General features: G+C 32.0%; 16 protein-coding genes and 4 pseudogenes. 8 read left to right on the top strand and 12 right to left on the bottom strand.

Translation table 11 applies throughout. The features are described 5' to 3' along the window. Positions 1 to 263 precede the first annotated feature (263 nt). Together ABLV90_RS07055 and ABLV90_RS07050 are read left to right on the top strand one after the other, a co-directional pair. A complete protein-coding gene (locus ABLV90_RS07055) occupies positions 264 to 881 on the top strand; it encodes a DUF1361 domain-containing protein (protein ID WP_069815278.1) in 618 nt (205 codons plus the stop codon). Next, a complete protein-coding gene (locus ABLV90_RS07050; RefSeq protein ID WP_081325302.1) occupies positions 878 to 1,153 on the top strand; it encodes a hypothetical protein in 276 nt (91 codons plus the stop codon). The genes ABLV90_RS07055 and ABLV90_RS07050 overlap by 4 nt, the downstream gene beginning before the upstream one ends. A 338-nt stretch (positions 1,154 to 1,491) precedes the next feature. On the opposite strand, the pseudogene mdh reads toward ABLV90_RS07050, so the two are convergent. From mdh to ABLV90_RS07025, 5 genes and pseudogenes are all read right to left on the bottom strand, one after another. Next, positions 1,492 to 2,428 (bottom strand): annotated as a pseudogene (gene mdh / locus ABLV90_RS07045) (malate dehydrogenase). Positions 2,429 to 2,544: 116 nt separating this feature from the next. Further along, positions 2,545 to 3,156, bottom strand: coding sequence for a DedA family protein (locus tag ABLV90_RS07040; RefSeq protein WP_069832670.1), 612 nt, complete (start codon positions 3,154 to 3,156; stop codon positions 2,545 to 2,547). Between the two features lie 69 nt (positions 3,157 to 3,225). Beyond that, on the bottom strand, positions 3,226 to 3,516 hold the full coding sequence (locus ABLV90_RS07035) for a hypothetical protein (protein ID WP_460872402.1): 291 nt from the start codon (positions 3,514 to 3,516) through the stop codon (positions 3,226 to 3,228). 25 nt (positions 3,517 to 3,541) lie between these two features. Continuing rightward, positions 3,542 to 4,451: pseudogene (locus ABLV90_RS07030) on the bottom strand (aldo/keto reductase family oxidoreductase). Between the two features lie 31 nt (positions 4,452 to 4,482). Continuing rightward, complete coding sequence (locus ABLV90_RS07025) at positions 4,483 to 5,409, bottom strand: CobW family GTP-binding protein (protein ID WP_285323620.1); 927 nt, start codon at positions 5,407 to 5,409, stop codon at positions 4,483 to 4,485. A 225-nt stretch (positions 5,410 to 5,634) separates the two neighbouring features. On the opposite strand from ABLV90_RS07025, the gene ABLV90_RS07020 reads away from it, so the two are divergent. Then, entirely contained in the window at positions 5,635 to 6,078 is a 444-nt protein-coding gene (locus ABLV90_RS07020; protein WP_069815266.1) for a global transcriptional regulator MgrA, read from the top strand. A gap of 144 nt (positions 6,079 to 6,222) precedes the next feature. Here the strand turns inward: ABLV90_RS07020 and cydC are convergent. Together cydC and ABLV90_RS07010 are read right to left on the bottom strand one after the other, a co-directional pair. Beyond that, positions 6,223 to 7,900, bottom strand: a pseudogene (gene cydC, locus ABLV90_RS07015) (thiol reductant ABC exporter subunit CydC). Further along, entirely contained in the window at positions 7,897 to 9,528 is a 1,632-nt protein-coding gene (locus tag ABLV90_RS07010; RefSeq protein ID WP_460872401.1) for an ABC transporter ATP-binding protein/permease, read from the bottom strand. Before ABLV90_RS07010 ends, cydC begins: the two are co-directional and overlap by 4 nt. A gap of 265 nt (positions 9,529 to 9,793) precedes the next feature. Here ABLV90_RS07010 and ABLV90_RS07005 point away from each other — a divergent pair, with 265 nt between their 5' ends. The 4 genes from ABLV90_RS07005 to ABLV90_RS06990 all read left to right on the top strand — a co-directional run bounded on the left by ABLV90_RS07005 (position 9,794) and on the right by ABLV90_RS06990 (position 12,739). After that, positions 9,794 to 10,669, top strand: a complete 876-nt coding sequence (locus tag ABLV90_RS07005) for an undecaprenyl-diphosphate phosphatase (RefSeq protein ID WP_460872400.1) — start codon at positions 9,794 to 9,796, stop codon at positions 10,667 to 10,669. 329 nt (positions 10,670 to 10,998) lie between these two features. Then, on the top strand, positions 10,999 to 11,700 hold the full coding sequence (locus ABLV90_RS07000) for a hypothetical protein (RefSeq protein WP_021339403.1): 702 nt from the start codon (positions 10,999 to 11,001) through the stop codon (positions 11,698 to 11,700). A 5-nt stretch (positions 11,701 to 11,705) separates the two neighbouring features. Further along, positions 11,706 to 12,170 (top strand): YaiI/YqxD family protein, encoded by a 465-nt coding sequence (locus tag ABLV90_RS06995; RefSeq protein WP_460872399.1) that lies wholly within the window; start codon positions 11,706 to 11,708, stop codon positions 12,168 to 12,170. Between the two features lie 2 nt (positions 12,171 to 12,172). Beyond that, entirely contained in the window at positions 12,173 to 12,739 is a 567-nt protein-coding gene (locus ABLV90_RS06990) for an LOG family protein (protein ID WP_002508350.1), read from the top strand. Between the two features lie 142 nt (positions 12,740 to 12,881). Here the strand turns inward: ABLV90_RS06990 and ABLV90_RS06985 are convergent, their stop codons facing one another. After that, a complete protein-coding gene (locus ABLV90_RS06985) occupies positions 12,882 to 13,499 on the bottom strand; it encodes a LysE/ArgO family amino acid transporter (RefSeq protein ID WP_427705294.1) in 618 nt (205 codons plus the stop codon). A gap of 182 nt (positions 13,500 to 13,681) precedes the next feature. On the opposite strand from ABLV90_RS06985, the pseudogene ABLV90_RS06980 reads away from it, so the two are divergent. Beyond that, a pseudogene (locus ABLV90_RS06980) lies at positions 13,682 to 15,113 on the top strand (PLP-dependent aminotransferase family protein). Positions 15,114 to 15,281: 168 nt separating this feature from the next. Here the strand turns inward: ABLV90_RS06980 and ABLV90_RS06975 are convergent. From ABLV90_RS06975 to ABLV90_RS06960, 4 genes are all read right to left on the bottom strand, one after another. Next, positions 15,282 to 15,848 carry a GNAT family N-acetyltransferase gene (locus tag ABLV90_RS06975; protein WP_069832663.1) on the bottom strand — a complete coding sequence of 189 codons (567 nt, stop codon included), beginning with the start codon at positions 15,846 to 15,848 and terminating at the stop codon, positions 15,282 to 15,284. A 98-nt stretch (positions 15,849 to 15,946) separates the two neighbouring features. Beyond that, complete coding sequence (locus tag ABLV90_RS06970; RefSeq protein WP_069832662.1) at positions 15,947 to 16,243, bottom strand: hypothetical protein; 297 nt, start codon at positions 16,241 to 16,243, stop codon at positions 15,947 to 15,949. A 380-nt stretch (positions 16,244 to 16,623) separates the two neighbouring features. Then, positions 16,624 to 16,836: an SA0632 family lipoprotein gene (locus ABLV90_RS06965; RefSeq protein ID WP_460872398.1), complete on the bottom strand. Its 213-nt coding sequence runs from the start codon at positions 16,834 to 16,836 to the stop codon at positions 16,624 to 16,626. Positions 16,837 to 16,878: 42 nt separating this feature from the next. Beyond that, positions 16,879 to 17,349: a GNAT family N-acetyltransferase gene (locus ABLV90_RS06960; RefSeq protein WP_427705299.1), complete on the bottom strand. Its 471-nt coding sequence runs from the start codon at positions 17,347 to 17,349 to the stop codon at positions 16,879 to 16,881. Between the last annotated feature and the right edge of the window lie 69 nt (positions 17,350 to 17,418).

Below are 17,418 nucleotides of genomic sequence, written 5' to 3'. Positions count from 1 at the left end.
TGTAACAGCTACAATCATTCTCTATTTTATTCAACTGTAAATCATTTAGTTATTAACAATTCATCATTATCATTGATATTTACATTTAAAAAATGTATTATATAATCTCATATTCAAAAATACGAGTTAATTTTCCCCTTAGCTTTTTAATATTAAAAGTTGGGATTTTTATCGGCATTTTTTATTTTTCAATAAAATTACTATCCTTAGTAATTTTCACAATATATTTAAATGCTTTATTCAGAAAGAAAGTAGGTGTATTTATGAAGGCTCGTTATATCGCTAGAACGGTATTTCTAATATTAATGATCATTTCTATTTTCTTTAATGAGTATTATCAATTTATGACTTTAAATTTATTTCTAGCATATGTGCCATTTGAACTATGCTTACTCTTAAATCTATTTAAACCTGTACATAAATACGAATGGCCACTATTTATTATTTTTGCCCTTATTTTCTTATTTATGGTACCTAACACACTTTATATGGTTACAGATTTAATTCACTTAAATCAATTTACATTCAATTTCTATCAAGGTTTAATATTAGTAGAATGGGCATATTTCACTTTTCTAGTATCGGCAGTGTTACTTGCACTGTATCTATTAATTTTAATGTTTTTAGAAATGGAAAAATTCACGCCTCACCTCTGGTTAAATAGAACAATAATCATTGCAATGATGTTTTTAAACGGTTTAGGCATTTATATTGGACGTTTCTTGCGTTTACATTCAGTCTATCTTATTAATGAACCGCTTCGCATTATCAATGAAGTATGGTCAAATTTAAATCTTGAAGCAATAGGCTTTGTGCTGTTGCTTGTAGTATTACAAGGCTTACTAATTTTATTTGCGAAAGGAGTACGAAGTGCAAGATGACATTTAACATTATAATTTTGCTTATTGTGCTTATCGTATTCCAATTAATTATTGGGCATCTATTGCATGATATAGGATTTTCATATACACGCAGTATCATACTCATGTGTCTGCCTTTAGGTATTGGATTATTTTATCTACAATTATTTTATTATGAACGCCACTTTCCTAATTGGAACGTACCTAAAAAAATAAGATTAAGGCTAAAATACATGTATATACTAACGTTCTTTGAATATGTTGCTTTATACATCTGTATTTTTAGATTGTAATTAATTTGAATTTTGATTATAAATATAAGTAAACCTAGAATATAACTTTAAGTTGAATAAAGGGCTGTTAAGTTTCCATAACGGAAACTTAACAGCCCTCTTTTTGTATTGAAATAAAATGGAACATTAATACATAAATCAAAAGTTGTAATTTGACCTTAACTACTCGACCACAAGTCTGCCTAGAAAAAGAATACAAGAGCGAAATCGCTGAAGCTCTTGCATAAACGTATTTTCAATTGAGTCAGCCACTGCCAATTTAATAATTGAGACTGAAACATATATTTTGTCTCAGCCTCATAATTCTAATCATCTTTCCTAGTTTATTCCAATATTGTTTATTGTTTGAGTGATTGTTTTACTTCTGTAACTGCGTTTGCAGAAACTTGTAATTGTGCTTGTTCATCTTCAGATAATTGTAATTCTACGATACGCTCTATACCTTTAGATCCTAAAATCGTTGGTACACCTAAACATATATCAGAGAAACTGTATTCTCCCTCTAATAGTGCAATACTTGGTAATAAACGTTTCTGATCTTTTAAAATTGCTTCAACCATACTATAGACTGCGGATGCGAGTGCATAATACGCTGAACCATTTCCAAGTAATTCTACGATTTCTGCGCCACCTTTTCGCGTACGTTCTACAATTTGTGTAATTTGCGAATCGTTCAAAAGTTTCTTCAGAGGCACGCCGTTTACATTTGTTGATGCTATTAAAGGTAACATCGTATCTCCATGGCCACCCAATACCAATCCTCTGATATCTTTAACCGATACATTGAGTGCTTCTGCAATAAATGTTTGGTATCTAGCTGTATCTAAGACCCCCGACTGTCCGATTACACGTTCCTTTGGAAATCCAGAGGCTTGTAATACAGAATAAGTCATGGCATCTACAGGATTTGTAAGCACGATTATTTTACATTCAGGTGAATGTTTTACAATTTCTTTTGTTACATCATGCATCACAGCTTCGTTGATTTGAACTAAGTCATCACGACTCATACCAGGTTTGCGTGCCACACCGGCAGTGATGACAACTACATCAGAGTTGGCTGAATCAGCATAATCAATAGATCCTGTTACACTAACGTCGAAACCGTATATCGGACTACTTTCCAATATATCTAGTGCTTTTCCTTTCACAAGGCCTTCACTCTCCGGACGGTCTATGAGTACGACATCTGCGAGTTCTTGTTGGGCCACAATAAAAGCTAATGTTGCGCCAGTATTTCCGAGCACCTATAATCGAAACTTTTTGCTTTGTCATAATGCAATCCCCCTATATCGTCAATACATATTGTATGTTTATTATAACATCCAAATTATGTATCGCGCTATTTAAATCATAAGAACCTTAAATTTAATTTAGGGGTAATATCAATCTTATTTTTGCTTTCTTTGTCGTTTGAACCATTTCCAAATAACAAAAATAATTAAAATAGCTAAAATAATATAAATAATACGAGAATATATATCCATATAATAAACAATTGTGTGCCAATTACCACCTACAGCTTGGCCTAAATAAATTAATACTGCGTTCCAAATAATAGTACCTACCGTAGTAAATAGTATGAATAAGGGGATATTCATACGCGTTAAACCAGCAGGTATTGAAATTAAACTTCTCAATAAAGGAATAAAGCGACAGAAAAAGACTGTCCAATAACCATATTTTTCAAACCATTGAATTGTCTTATCTAAATCTTTCGTCTTTAAACGCAAAATCTTTCCATATTTATCTACAATACGGTACAAATTACGTTCACCAATCCAAGCGCCTATACCATATAACACAATTGCTCCGACTACAGAACCAATTGTCGAGGTAATTAAAACGCCAGTATAGCCTAAGCCAGATTGGGTAGTCATAAAACCACCGAATGTTAAAATGATTTCAGATGGAATTGGTGGAAATATATTTTCTAAAAAGATAAGTAGGCCTATGCCCCAATATCCATATTGCTCCATAAATTGTGTAATCCACTGTTCCATTTACTTCCTCCTATTTTGTTCGATAATACATGATATTTATTACTTTGGACGTTCATAAATTAAAATAAATTATTTGCCGCTGCATATAAATAAAGTGATGCTGACGAATAATGCCATAGATAAAACCGTTAATATTAATGATAATAATGCAGTACGCTTGTAATGTTTTATAAATGCTACAAATAATATACCCGCGTTATAAAAGAAAAACAGCCCAAATAGCGTCATCATTAAAGTTATATCAGGGAATGCTAAATTTAAAATTGCGATGACAAGTGCAAATCCTAAAAACGGGAAATTAATAAAATTACGTTGAAATTTAAGTTGATTTCTTTGATGTTGTTCGTTCTGTGTATTCATGAGTTTCGCTCCTTCAACATGTACTTTAAGGGATATCGTGGCCTAGGGAAGCTGTATAAATATCAAACCATTCTTGATCTGTAATTGTTACTTCTAAACCTTCGATTGCTTCGTCAATACGTTCTATTTTATGAGTACCTAATACAGGCATGATTGTTGCTTGGGTGTTTATTTAACCATGCCATGACAATGCCATTCACACTAGAATGATATTTTTGTGCCAAGGGTGAAATTACGGCCATAATTCGAACAGATTTTTCATCTTCTAAATCGAACAATTTACCGCCTGCCATAGGACTCCATGACATCATTTTAACATTATCTTTATACATATGATTCATCAAACCATTTTCAAGTACATCTATAGTATATGGCGAAATTTCTAATTGGTTTAATGTAATATGCAACTTATCAGAAACAAGATGTTTGCTCAATAAATCATATTCTGATTTATTAAAATTAGAAACACCAAATGATTTCACTTTCCCTTCATTAACCAACGCAGTGATTGCTTCAGTCACTTCTTGAGGATCCATTAATGGTGACGGTCTGTGAATAAGTAGTGAATCCAGATGATCTACTTGCAACTCTTGCAGAGAACGATCTACAGACGTTCGAATATGATGCTTACTATGATCATAACGGTGACCGTTTGCTCCATGTATACGTTCTGAAGGCAACACAATGCCACATTTAGTAACAATCTCCATTTGTTCACGTAATTGAGGAGATAATTTCAGTGCCTCTCCAAATATGCCTTCACATGAGTATCCACCATATATATCAGCATGATCCATAGTAGTAATACCACGTTCTACTAATTCATTGAGATAACGATTTAATTGTTGTGGCGTCCACTGCCAATCTTTTGCTCTCCAGAAACCTTGTATTACCTTTGAAAATGAAACATGTTGATTAATCTTTACTTTATCCATATTACCAACACCCCTTTTAGTATTTAAAAAATTAAGTGAATTGTAGCATGTCTAATTGGTTGCGTATGCGATTAACATCTATTTGTTCGCCAATAAGCACAATGGTTAAAGGCATGGATGCATCGATAACTTGATAGTCTGGCAAACCAAACGCATATTGAAATTCATATGTATCATTTGGCATATCACGAAACTTAACGTATCCCTTTAATCTTAAAACATTATCTGGCAACCGTAAAATAAATTGATAGAATAGTTGCCTATCTATTGGTCCAGTAAACTGATATTGCATACTATTAATCCCATGATGATGTGTATGTTGTTTCATATTTTGTCCTTCATTTTTTGTAACTGAAATTAATTGTTCCATATCTAAATTTGCATAACTCGTATAGAAGATCGGCGCATATGGATTAATTTCAAAAGTTTCATTTATACGTTCCCGCTCTACTTCATCAATCAAATCCATTTTATTGACTACAACTGTATGGCTCGCAGATAATTGTTCTTCCATCAATTGTGTTGTACTATGACTATATTGGGCTCTGGTCAAAAATCTTGGAGCGTCAACTAAGCCAATAACGACTGGTGGATTAACGTTTGCAATGATTTCAGGATCTTGACATGCCGCAATAATTTCGATTGGATGTGCTATACCTGTCGCTTCAATAATAATGTGGTGCATTGCACTTTTGTTTAGAAAATGTTTTAATTGTTTTATTAAATCTTGTTGCAAGTCACAACATACGCAACCATTTAATATTGACGCAACCTCAATATCATCGCCGATTGCACGGCTATCTACATCTAAATTGCCGTATTCATTTACGATGATACTCGGGTTTTCATCATTACTTAGTAAATATTTTACATAATTACTGAGAAAAGTAGTTTTTCCACTACCTAAAAAACCTGTTATGATTGTAATTGACGTTTTTGGATTTTTAATTTTTTTCATATAACCACTCATTTCTTAATACAAATGTCTGCATAAAAGTACAATTATTCGTATAATTAAACTTTTACTTGATAAAACTTTAGATTTCTTCTAAACTTTATACGTACACTACATTTTAGCATGGCACAGTGCAAAAGTGTTTTGAGGAAGTGTCACACACACATCATAAGACGGATTCAGGTCCGATACAGAAGAAAACGGATAGAATGTCTGGAGGAGAACTTTATGTCTGAACCACTTAATTTAAAAGAACAACTTTGTTTCAGTTTGTATAATGCTCAAAGACAAGTAAATCGCTATTACTCAAATAATGTCTTTAAGAAATACAAACTGACTTATCCACAGTTTTTAGTTTTAACAATCTTATGGGCTGATTCACCTGTCAATGTTAAGAAAGTCGTTACTGAATTGGCACTTGATACTGGTACTGTATCTCCATTACTTAAAAGAATGGAACAAGTTGACCTAATCAAACGCGAGCGTTCTGAAATCGATCAACGTGAAGTATTCATTCATTTAACTGATAAGAGCGAAGCAATTCGCCCTGAATTAGATACAGCTTGTCAAGATGTTGCAGTAGCATCTTCATTAAGCTCAGATGAATCTAAAGAACTAAATCGATTACTTTCAAAAGTAATCACTGCCTTCACAGAAGAAAAAGCAAAATAATTTTTCAATGGCAATGGTAAATATTAGATAGTTCTTCTATCAAAATTTATTCATTAAATATACTTGATTTATGATGAGAGCTCAAACACATTTGTGTTTGAGCTCCATTTTTTTACTTATAAGCAAAATAATGTAACTTTTCGTTTATGAAACATTCATCTCAACCATTTGATATAAATAGCCTCTTGCTTTAATTAGAGATGGATAACTACCAGTTTCTACGATTTCCCCTTCACTCATAACTACAATTTTATCAAAATACGGTAGCAACCTTAAATCATGAGTTGCAACAACTAAGGTTTGAGCTTTGGCATGAATGCTATCCATTACGCTATCTGTATGATATATGTCGAGTGCTGTAGTAGGTTCATCCATAATCCAAATTGGTGCATCTCTTAATAATAATCTTGCAATTCCAAGTCTTTGTATTTCACCACCTGATAATGTATTACCAGATATGGTAATGTCTCTATCTAAATCGATATGACCCAAACCTAAATCAACTAAAATGTTGCGTAGCTCAGCATCATCTTTTTCAGTAAACAAGTTCTCTCTCACTGTGCCATCAAATAACTGTTGTGTTTGTAATAGGGCATTGATTTGACTATATTTTTCTTCATCTACGATATTTGTAATATCTTGATGATTTAATAATATCTCCCCTTTATCACTTTGATACAAACCTAACATGAGTTGCAATAACGAACTTTTACCGGATCCTGAAGGCCCAATAATAGCAACATGTTCGCCTTTATCAATGGATAATTGGATATCTTGTAATACATAACTTGCTTGGTTCCAATATTTGAAGTTGAGGTCTCGAACCTCGTACAACGGCTCGGTAGGTAAAACTTCTAAATGCATTGCTTCCTCGCCCTGCTTCATAGGATGAGCAATCACTTCATTAATATCATGGAAAGCTTCGTCAGTATCCGCTTTAAAGTAAGCTACATTGCTCATAGGTATGGCCTGTTCAAAAAGTGTCAACATCATTAATACAATACTTGTTAAATAAACAACGTCTAATTCTTGATTTTGTACTTGAACCACACCTAAATACAGTGTGAAAAATAATGCAATCATCGAAACAATATTTAGACTATATTCGTATAACGATAAAAATCGTTGCTCTTTTGCTTGAGTCGCTTCATAGTCATTCAATTGATTAAGCACTTGTTTTTTGTAAAATTCTGTTCGACCAAAACGATCCAACTCTTCATAACCTTCTTTATAATCATAAAATCGGTTTAAAAAATCACCTTGAACGTCGTTAACTTGTCTTTTCAATATACGTGCACGCTTAGCACTTAACCATGGTATTACTACTAAGGTAGCAATCATACTAATACATATGATAATTGCATGTACATATGAGAAGTAAATCATTACGATTGTAGAAATGATTGCTGTAACGCCGATTACTACAGGTGGATAATAAACACGCAAGTATATATTTTGCAGTGCTTCAACTCTGCCAATCATTCGTGCGATTAAATCACTGGAATTAAATTTTCGATATACGTCGGGAACCACCGGAATTAAATGTTTAAAAAATTGAACCCTAACGTTTCTAAGCATTGTAAAAGTCGCTCTATGTGATAGCAATCTTTCAATATATCTGGCAATTGCTCTTATAAATCCAAATAATTTTACTGAAGCTATCAGAACCATTAATGCAAATAACGGAGCACCCGAGCGCACTTTGCGTTACCATATAACCACTTAAAAAGAACATGCTAAGTGCTACTAAACTTCCTAGAACACCCACAATAATCGAAAGTATCAAATCTCTATCTATTTTAAATTGAATATGTGGCTTCATGTTACGTCACCACCTTTATCATTGTTTCTTCTCTCTCGTGTATCTATCGATGTCAAATAGCCATTTTCAATATATATACGTCTATCAGCATTTTTAATAGTATTTTCTCTATGTGCAATCGTAATTACAGTTGTATCTACAAATTGTTGTGCAATTATATCTTGTATAATATTTTCTGTTTTCACATCTAAGCCAGTAGCAGGCTCATCAAAGATAAGTACGTCTGGTTGAATCATTAGTACTCGAGATAGTTCTACACGCCTCATTTGACCGCCTGAGAGCATCTCACCGCCCTCTCCAATCCATGTATCTAATCCATCCTTTAAAGATAGTACTTTTTCTTTTAAATCAACATCTTCTAATACTTTTAATATTTTGTTTTCATCTATAGATTGAAACATAGTAATATTATCGCGTATAGAAGCATTAAAGATATAGGGCATTTGACTTAAAAAGCCTAATTTCAAGTTAGCATTTTGATAAGTCACTTCACCTGACTGAGCATCGAAACGTTGTACAATAACCTGTGCTAGTGTAGATTTACCGGCACCACTTTTCCCGACGAGCGCAATTTGCTCTCCTCTAGAAATATTCAAATTAATATTATTTAAAGCATTTTGTTGTGCATCATCGTATTTAAAGCTAACATTCGCCAATTTAATTAATGCAGATTGTTGTGCATTAACACGTACTTCAGGTTTCAATGCTTTTTCTTGTTTATCTAATAATTCGAAAACCACATCGCTCGATCCTTCACTTTGCTTTCCAGTGTGGAACGATTGTCCCAAATCTTTAATAGCATTATAAAATTCAGGCGCTAATATGATTGCAATGGCGACTGTTTTAAAATCAATACTATTGAATAAAATCAATCCTAACCCAGCTTCTAAAGCTACAAGACCAATCCCAAGCATACTGATAAATTCAAGCATGAGCCCGGATAGAAAAGCACTTTTTAAAATACGCATAGTTAAATCTCTGAATGTCGTACTTTCTTCATATAATTCTTGTTCTGTCTGAGCTGTTCTATTAAAAAGTTTTAAAGTGATAAGTCCTTTAACTTTGTTTAAAAATTGCTGACTGAATTGGTTTAAATAGGTCATTTTATCTTTAGATTCATCACGTGTTTTTAATCCAAAAATAATATAAAAAAGAGGAATAAATGGTGCAGTGACTATCATAATTAAAGCCGTATTTAAATGAATAAAACACATAGCAACAATGATAAACAATGGAATCATCATTGATTTAAATACTTGTGGGAAATAACTATTAAAAAATGGAACAATTCCATCAATACTTTCAGTCAAGGTATTCATTTGAACCCCAATTGGCTCTTTTGACTGTTTTAAAATAAGTTGGCGTCGCAAATCATATTTCACTTTTGTAGACATGCGATTACCTATCATTTGATTTATTGTATTAAATGTTGCACGTGCGATTAAAATAAATAATGTAAACAGTAATAGTATTAACAAATTTTGGTTCGTTTCTAATAACATTGCATTTAAAATTTCTGCAATAGAAATATTCTGAACGACCACGGTAATAGCTAATAATGTACTGATTACAAACATGAACATTGGGTATATTTTATATTTAAATGCTAAATTTGTTAATCTTTTCACAATTATCACCTGCCACATATTATAAACTGATTCATTGAAAATTAAATGAATTCGCTCATTATTATTAGTACTTTTTTATGTTAATTTCATATTTCAGACATAATTAGAAATTTCTCTTTTTCAATGCTTGAATTCCTTTTATTATATTAATCTCAGTCTTTAGTCTAAAATTACATTTATATGTGGCGCGTTACATTTTTATTGTGCTATCATTATAAAATGAAAATCTATGAAATTTAATTAGTAATATGAAAGTAGGTAAATTATGTTAATACTTGAATTGATTAAAGGACTTATTCTAGGTATTGTTGAGGGGTTAACAGAGTTTGCACCTGTTTCTTCAACAGGTCACATGATCCTTATCGATGACATGTGGTTAAAATCAAGTGAATTTTTAGGATCAGAATCAGCTTTTACCTTTAAAATTGTAATACAACTTGGTTCTGTTTTTGCGGGTGCATGGGTATTCCGTGAACGTTATTTCGAAATGCTTCATATTGGTAAGTACAGAGCATCTTCTATCGATGGCGTTGGTCAAAAACCGAATCGCTTAAACTTACTACATATTATTGTCGGTATGATTCCTGCAGGTATCCTTGGGTTATTATTTGATGACGTTATTCAAAAATACTTATTCAGTGTACCAACTGTAATGATTGGATTGTTTATTGGCGCTATTTATATGATCATAGCCGATATTTATAGTAAAAAAGTTACAAACCCACAATCAGTTGACCAAATCAATTATGTTCAAGCATTTATAATTGGACTATCACAAGCAGTTGCAATGTGGCCTGGTTTCAGTAGATCTGGTTCTACAATATCTACGGGTGTATTAATGAAGATGGATCACAAATCAGCATCAGACTTCACTTTCATTATGGCTGTTCCTGTAATGCTAGCGACTAGTGGTTTATCACTTGTTAAAAACTTTGAATATATTCATTTAGACCATATTGGTTTTTATGCATTAGGCTTTATTGCTGCCTTCGTTGTAGGTTTAATTGCAATTAAGACATTCTTGTACTTAATTAGTAAAGTTAAATTAATTCCTTTTGCTATATATAGAATTGTTTTAGTTATTATTATCGCTATCCTTTATTTCGGTTTCGGTATTGGACAAGGTATTACAGGCGAATAATATTTCAATGGACTCTATGTGCTTATGCATCAATATAACTCAATGTTTTGAAACAGTGAAACAGAAATCTAATTTTTCTAATAAAGTTTCGTTGTATAAACTCAGATTAATAAAGCTGACTAGCAAAAGAATGCAAGTGCTTTTTTAGTTCAGTTAGCTACTACCAAAATAATAATCGAGGCTAAGACACAAATTTGTCTTAGCCTCTTCTGTTTATTATCGCTATCATAAATGACGTATATCTTTCTGTACAGACTGTATTTAGCGTTTATTTTCGTGTATTATAGGGTAATGTGTAGATAGTATAAAAGTAAATGGAGGCAACGAGTATGGACAAAAAGCAATTAATCAAAACAATCATCACAGTAGCACCTGTGTTTTTAGTACCGCTAATCGTTGAACGCAAACGTATTAAGGATCATCCTGATGTGAAAAAAGCAAGTGACGCAACAGTTAGTGCTTCTAAAACAGTTGCAGATAAATCTGTACGCGTTAAAGATAACGTTGTAGAAAAATCTTCTCACGCAAAAGACTACGTTGCAGATAAAAAACATGACATGGATCAAAAACGTGAACTTAAACGTATCGCGAAAGAACATGATCCAGCCTATATTGAGAAAAAAGGCGAAAAATTAGAAAAAGAAAATCGCAAAGAAGCAGATAAAATGAACAAACTTCTGCAAAAAAATATAGACAAACGTCATAAAGAAGAAGAAAAAGCACGTCAAGATAATAAGAAACAACGTATCAAAGACATGAAAAAATCAAATAAACACATGGAAAAAGTTGGATTAACTCCAGGTAAACTTGATGATGAAACAGAGAAAAAAGGCGAAAAACTAGAAAAAGAAAATCGCAAAGAAGTAAGCAAGCTTGATAAATTACTGCAAAAGAATATAGACAAACGTCATAAAGAAGAAGAAAAAGTGCAAGAGAAAAACAAAAAAGCACGCTTATCTGAATTCAAAAAATATAAAGACTACGTGGCCAAAAGTGTTGTTAAACAAAACAAAGAAGAAAATGGTAAATAAGCCTAATGACACAAGTCATTATTGATGGAGATGCTTGTCCTGTAACCAATTCAGTAATTGAATTGACTGAAGGGACAGGCATTTTTGTTACCGTTGTTCGTAGCTTCAGTCACTTTTCTACAGTAGTACAACCAGACCACGTGAATATTATCTATGTAGACGATGGACCAGACGCTGTTGATTTTAGAATTGTAAAACTGGTACGCCCTAGTGACATTGTGATCACACAAGACTATGGCTTAGCCGACTTACTTTTAAACAAGACGAAAATAGTTATGCATCATAAAGGTTACATCTACACGCAACAAAATATTGATACATTATTAGAGCAACGTCATGCGAGTGCTCAATTTAGACGAAGCGGCGGACGTACAAAAGGCCCCTCAGCTTTTACTGATCAAGATGTAGCTGAATTTGAAGCTATCTTTTCGTCTATCATAGCAAATCAGATGTCGAACAAGGAGGAATAAAAATGAAAAGTATTGCGGTGTATTGTGGTGCCAGTAAAGGAAACGATGAAACCTATATTACTGAAGCTTATCAGTTAGGTAAGTATATGGCTGAACAAGGTTATGAATTAATATTTGGTGCTGGTTCTGTAGGTATCATGGGCGCTATTCAAGACGGCGTATTAGATCATGGCGGTCGTGCTGTAGGCATCATGCCAAATATGTTAAATGAAAAAGAAATCACAAGTGGAAAATTAAGCGAGTTGATACTAGTAGATTCTATGCATGAAAGAAAAAATAAAATGGCTGAATTAGCTGATGCTTTTGTAATGGCTCCAGGTGGCGCAGGTTCATTAGAAGAATTTTTCGAAATGTATAGTTGGTCTCAAATCGGTATTCACGAGAAACCTATTGCCGTGTTCAATATCAATGGTTTTTTCGAGCCCTTACAAGCACTTTTAGATCACATGATTCAAGAAGGTTTCATAGATTCTAAATACAAAAACCTTGCTCCTTTGTGCAATACGAAAGAATCACTATTCGAAGCGATAAACAATTATAAACCACTTGGCATTAGAACTTATGATTAAATATATCGTATAAAAACATAACGTTGGGATATAAATCCTAAACTTCAATAAAAGGAGATAAGATTTCTCAAATCTTATCTCCTTTTATGTTATTATGCGCTTTCTAACAAAAAAGTTCGCACATTCATTTCACTACATCTTCCTATAGTAAAAGCGTTATTAATTGTTTTAGAATCATAGCCGCAACAATTAAAATGATAATAGCAGACGCTTTATTTAATATCAGAATGTATTTACCTGTTTTATCAACGTTACCTATCATTTTTCCAGAAATTGCTAAAAAGAAAAACCAAACCCATGATATAACTATAGTTGAAATAGTAAACACGACTTTATCCAAACCATCATAAATAGCCCCATTCGTTCCAATGACCCCAATCGTGTCCATAATTGCATGTGGGTTCAGTAACGATACAGAAATCGCAAAACCAACTTGCTTCTTCGCTGTCATTGGTCGATAACGCTTCACTTCATCTGGCCTTACTTTCCATAACGACCAAACCATATATAATAAAAAAACGAAACCTATACAATAAATAGTAACTTGCAATATGGGAAATGAGAGTAAAATAACCGACACACCCAACACTGCCAACACAATAAGAAATGTATCACACAGACCTGCTGTAATAATTACGGGTAACGACTTATATATACGCTTATGATTGGCACCTTGATTAAATACAAATACATTTTGCGCACCCAATGGTAAAATCAACCCCAGCGCTAGTAAAAAGCCGTGAGCTAATGGTTGAAACATGTTTATTCCTCATTTCTCAATTTTAAATTTACAAAATTAAACCAGACCAATTTCAAAATCTTTTTCCATTAAAAATATATGAATATAAGGTCTATAAGTACTATACTATAATAAATCCAAGGAAATCGGACCAACCAGAAGCTAATTAAAATACCAACCAGATTTTATATAGGAGCGTATATATGTTCAAACCCAAATACAAAAAAATCGTCGATGATATCATTTCAAAAATAAATAATGAGACATTTAAACGTGGTATGAAATTGCCATCGCAACGAGAAATGGCAAACTACTACGATGTAAACCGTTCAACTATTATACAAGCTTTAGATATTCTTCAAAGTTATGGTGTTATAGAAGGAAAAGAAAGAAGTGGACTTTATCTTTCAGACAACAAGTGGAACACTTACATAAATAACAATACAAATTGGCAAAAATATATTAGTAATAGTAGTTCAAAAAACAATCAATACTTTATACAAATGATTAACAAATTAGAGTTTGAATCTAATTTAACTCGCTTAAGCACTGGAGAACTTAGTCCAGATTTAATTCCAAATGAAAAATTCAAAGCAATTCTTTCTACAAGCGAAAAAGACTTACTTAATACAAACTATGAGCACCCACAAGGTAGTTTAAAATTAAGACAAGCGATATCAAACCATGTAAAAAAATCAGGCATAATATGTAATGAGGAGAATATTTGTATCACTTCCGGTGCTTTGCAAGGCCTGAAGTTAATTGCTGATGGCTTACTCGTCCCACAATCGAAAATCATTATAGAAACGCCATCATACATTAATTCTATACGTACTTGGCATAATATTAGAGCTGATATTAAACATATACCTATTTTTGAAATAAAAAGAAATATTAATAATATTTTTAATGCAACATCGAGCATACAATAATAGTATTTTTTATTGTATTCCTACATTACATAATCCAACCACGCATTCATATACAATAGACGAAAAACAAAAATTAATCATTCAATGTAAAAAAGCTGGAATACCAATTGTAGAAGATGATGTATATGGCGATTTATATTTTGGTGATGAACGTCCACTTCCATTAAAGTCTTTTGAGGATAATGATAATATATTATATCTCAATAGTTTGTCGAAAACTGTGAGTCCTGGCCTGAGAATTGGTTGGATTATAGGAAAACCTTCAGTAGTACAACATTTAGCCGACTTAAAAATGCAAAATGATTATGGAGCAAGTTCACTTTCACAATTCGTTGCTACTGAATGGCTCAATACACCTTCTTATCATGAAAGACATTTAATCAAATTGAAGCACGCACTTTTAAAGAAAAGAGATGTGTTTTTACATTCATTGAACACGCACTTAATTGCTTTAGGCACTTGGAAAACACCAAAAGGTTCCTTTTATATATGGTTTAAATTAAATGTACCTATTGATATGAAAATATTGTTTGACGAAGCTATAAAACACAAAATTTTAATCAATCCCGGAGAAATATATGATACAAAATCCAAAGATTATATACGCTTTTCTTATTCATATATAGATGTTAACGATATAGATAAAGCATTAAAATCATTAAGTGAATTGATTCAATTTCAAACACCCACTGCTTTAAATTAAGTAATATTAAAAAAAGAAAATCTCATCACTAGGTTCAAAACTAATGATGAGATTTATTATTTTAAAAAAGTTGATGTATACCCTGAATTCATGTATATTCACAATTTTTCTCATTGAATCCACTAACATATTCAGATAAACTGCTTACTTCACATCGTATTAAACACCTTATCTTAAGCCTTCATCACCTAACATAGCTAAGTTTTTATAATATCTTACATGTCTATGAAGTGGATGATGTTTACTTAATTCTGGATGTTCAAAATAATCATAAATTTCCATCCCTATTTTTTCCATCACTTTGAGTGAAGGTTCATTACTTTCCGCAGTAAAAGCATATACCTCATTTAAACCTTGTTCCTTCGCATACTTCAATACCGCTTCTGCACCTTCAGTAGCTAAGCCATTGCCCCAAACTTCTGGAATGAGTCGCCAACCAATTTCATAAAATGGTAACTCTTCAAATGGAAATTTACTCTCTTCTGTCACATAATTCAAACCTATAAAACCTAACCACCCATTGGTTTCTTTAAGTTCTACAGCAAATAAACCAATGCCATCATCTAATATCATTTCATTCATTTTATTCATATCGTGTTCTGAACGTTGATAACTTAATAAACTCGGGAAATATCTACGAACTTGTTGATTCGCATTCATTTGTTGGAATGATAATAAGTCTTCCTCTTGCCAGTCTCGTAACCTTAAACGTTCAGTTTCAATATAAACTGTCATATGTTACACCTCTATACTGGAAATATAATTTTCTATACAAAAGTAACGCGTTATGAATCTTTTCATATCGCGCTACCATAATATTATTTATAATTTGATTATGCTCTTGTAATATAGCTAATTAATTCAAGATTAACAGCTACTTCTTTTAAGCGATTACGTTCACTTTTGGGTGCAGTAAATGTTGCATCAATAAAATCATTTTTATGGTTTAATTTATAAGTAGCAACAAACGTATCTGTATCAGATTCAAAGTTAGGTAAATGCGCAATCACGCGTTTGATTTCACCTGTTGAATCTTTTATTTCTCTACCTGTAATACTTTCTAATTCTCTACCTAATTCAGGTAAAGTAATTGAACGACCTTCTAATAAATTAAAATCTTGTTCATGCATAATGCTTACCCCTCTTTCTATATAGACGACTTATTAATCTACTTCATTCTTACATTTGTCCTATGAAGTGAATATTACTGAATAATAATCGACCTATATTCCAAAATTCATATTTTAAAAATTTATTTTGTATGTTTTATATTAATCTTTATTATGTTTAATGATACCCATTATACCAATTACTAAAACCATAATACAATGATTTCCTAGGAAATAAAGAAATATCATCTAAAATAGCATTAAATGTGATTTCTATATGTTATACAAATAATATTTTATTTTTCCGGAAATTCGTTCGTCAATTTTGTAACAAAGCCAATCATTTTTACTATAGATTACACATAAGAATAGTAATGAATAACGCCTTAAAATCGTATGCTTTATGTTTCGACATTGATTTCTTTCTCTAAATTTTTCGACTGGTCTTGTAGTTTATCTTGTTCTTTTTCCAGTTTTTCTTTTTCTTTTTTCAAATCTTTATTCTTCTTCTCTAATTTATCAATATCTTTTTCTAAAGAAGCTTTTTCATCATCTTTCCCACAAGCGGTTAATGCAATCGTCGATGCTAATATGAGTGCTAAACACTTTTTCATATAAATACTCCTTTTTCATGCTATTATAATAAATTAATTTTATCATTTTTCTGTATTATCTTCATTATTTACCCTTAAATTTTTAGTCATTATGACTTTACTAACATGATAATCCATATTTAGATTTAATTGTTGCATCTGAATATTGTGGTTGGCCACTGTGCTTTCAATTTTTTGAGCGCCTTGTGCTCTTGCCCATGCTTCGACTTCATTTTTAAAACGCGTAGCAATCCCCTGTTTACGAAATGCTTCATTAACATGAAGCATTTCTATGATCACTTTATTATAATCATTTAAATAGCGTGCCCAAATAAAACCTATAAGTTGTTCTTTCTGTGTTTCAAGCCATACTATATCTGTATTATATTTCAATCCATGATTTATCATTTCTTCACGTAGTACAACAGATAAACGACTTTTCCGATAATCTTCATTTTGTTTTGCAAGCTCACTTTCATGTATGTCTGCGATTTTAGTAATATATTGTTTTTGTTTAAGTGTAAGTTTCTCCATATTTTCTCCTTTAAAAAGTAATGTTGATTTATAATGTTATATTCGTCATAATAATCCTTATCATTACAT

Source organism: Staphylococcus sp. 2S1, from assembly GCF_046721335.1.
Classification (GTDB): domain Bacteria; phylum Bacillota; class Bacilli; order Staphylococcales; family Staphylococcaceae; genus Staphylococcus; species Staphylococcus equorum_A.
This window is presented reverse-complemented; position numbering and strand designations above follow the sequence as displayed.

Coding starts and splice junctions, on each gene's coding strand:
- ABLV90_RS07055 (WP_069815278.1), top strand. CDS start 264: ATGAAGGCTCGTTATATCGCTAGAACGGTATTTCTAATATTAATGATC.
- ABLV90_RS07050 (WP_081325302.1), top strand. CDS start 878: ATGACATTTAACATTATAATTTTGCTTATTGTGCTTATCGTATTCCAA.
- ABLV90_RS07040 (WP_069832670.1), bottom strand. CDS start 3,156: ATGGAACAGTGGATTACACAATTTATGGAGCAATATGGATATTGGGGC.
- ABLV90_RS07035 (WP_460872402.1), bottom strand. CDS start 3,516: ATGAATACACAGAACGAACAACATCAAAGAAATCAACTTAAATTTCAA.
- ABLV90_RS07025 (WP_285323620.1), bottom strand. CDS start 5,409: ATGAAAAAAATTAAAAATCCAAAAACGTCAATTACAATCATAACAGGT.
- ABLV90_RS07020 (WP_069815266.1), top strand. CDS start 5,635: ATGTCTGAACCACTTAATTTAAAAGAACAACTTTGTTTCAGTTTGTAT.
- ABLV90_RS07005 (WP_460872400.1), top strand. CDS start 9,794: ATGTTAATACTTGAATTGATTAAAGGACTTATTCTAGGTATTGTTGAG.
- ABLV90_RS07000 (WP_021339403.1), top strand. CDS start 10,999: ATGGACAAAAAGCAATTAATCAAAACAATCATCACAGTAGCACCTGTG.
- ABLV90_RS06995 (WP_460872399.1), top strand. CDS start 11,706: ATGACACAAGTCATTATTGATGGAGATGCTTGTCCTGTAACCAATTCA.
- ABLV90_RS06990 (WP_002508350.1), top strand. CDS start 12,173: ATGAAAAGTATTGCGGTGTATTGTGGTGCCAGTAAAGGAAACGATGAA.
- ABLV90_RS06985 (WP_427705294.1), bottom strand. CDS start 13,499: ATGTTTCAACCATTAGCTCACGGCTTTTTACTAGCGCTGGGGTTGATT.
- ABLV90_RS06975 (WP_069832663.1), bottom strand. CDS start 15,848: ATGACAGTTTATATTGAAACTGAACGTTTAAGGTTACGAGACTGGCAA.
- ABLV90_RS06970 (WP_069832662.1), bottom strand. CDS start 16,243: ATGCATGAACAAGATTTTAATTTATTAGAAGGTCGTTCAATTACTTTA.
- ABLV90_RS06965 (WP_460872398.1), bottom strand. CDS start 16,836: ATGAAAAAGTGTTTAGCACTCATATTAGCATCGACGATTGCATTAACC.
- ABLV90_RS06960 (WP_427705299.1), bottom strand. CDS start 17,349: ATGGAGAAACTTACACTTAAACAAAAACAATATATTACTAAAATCGCA.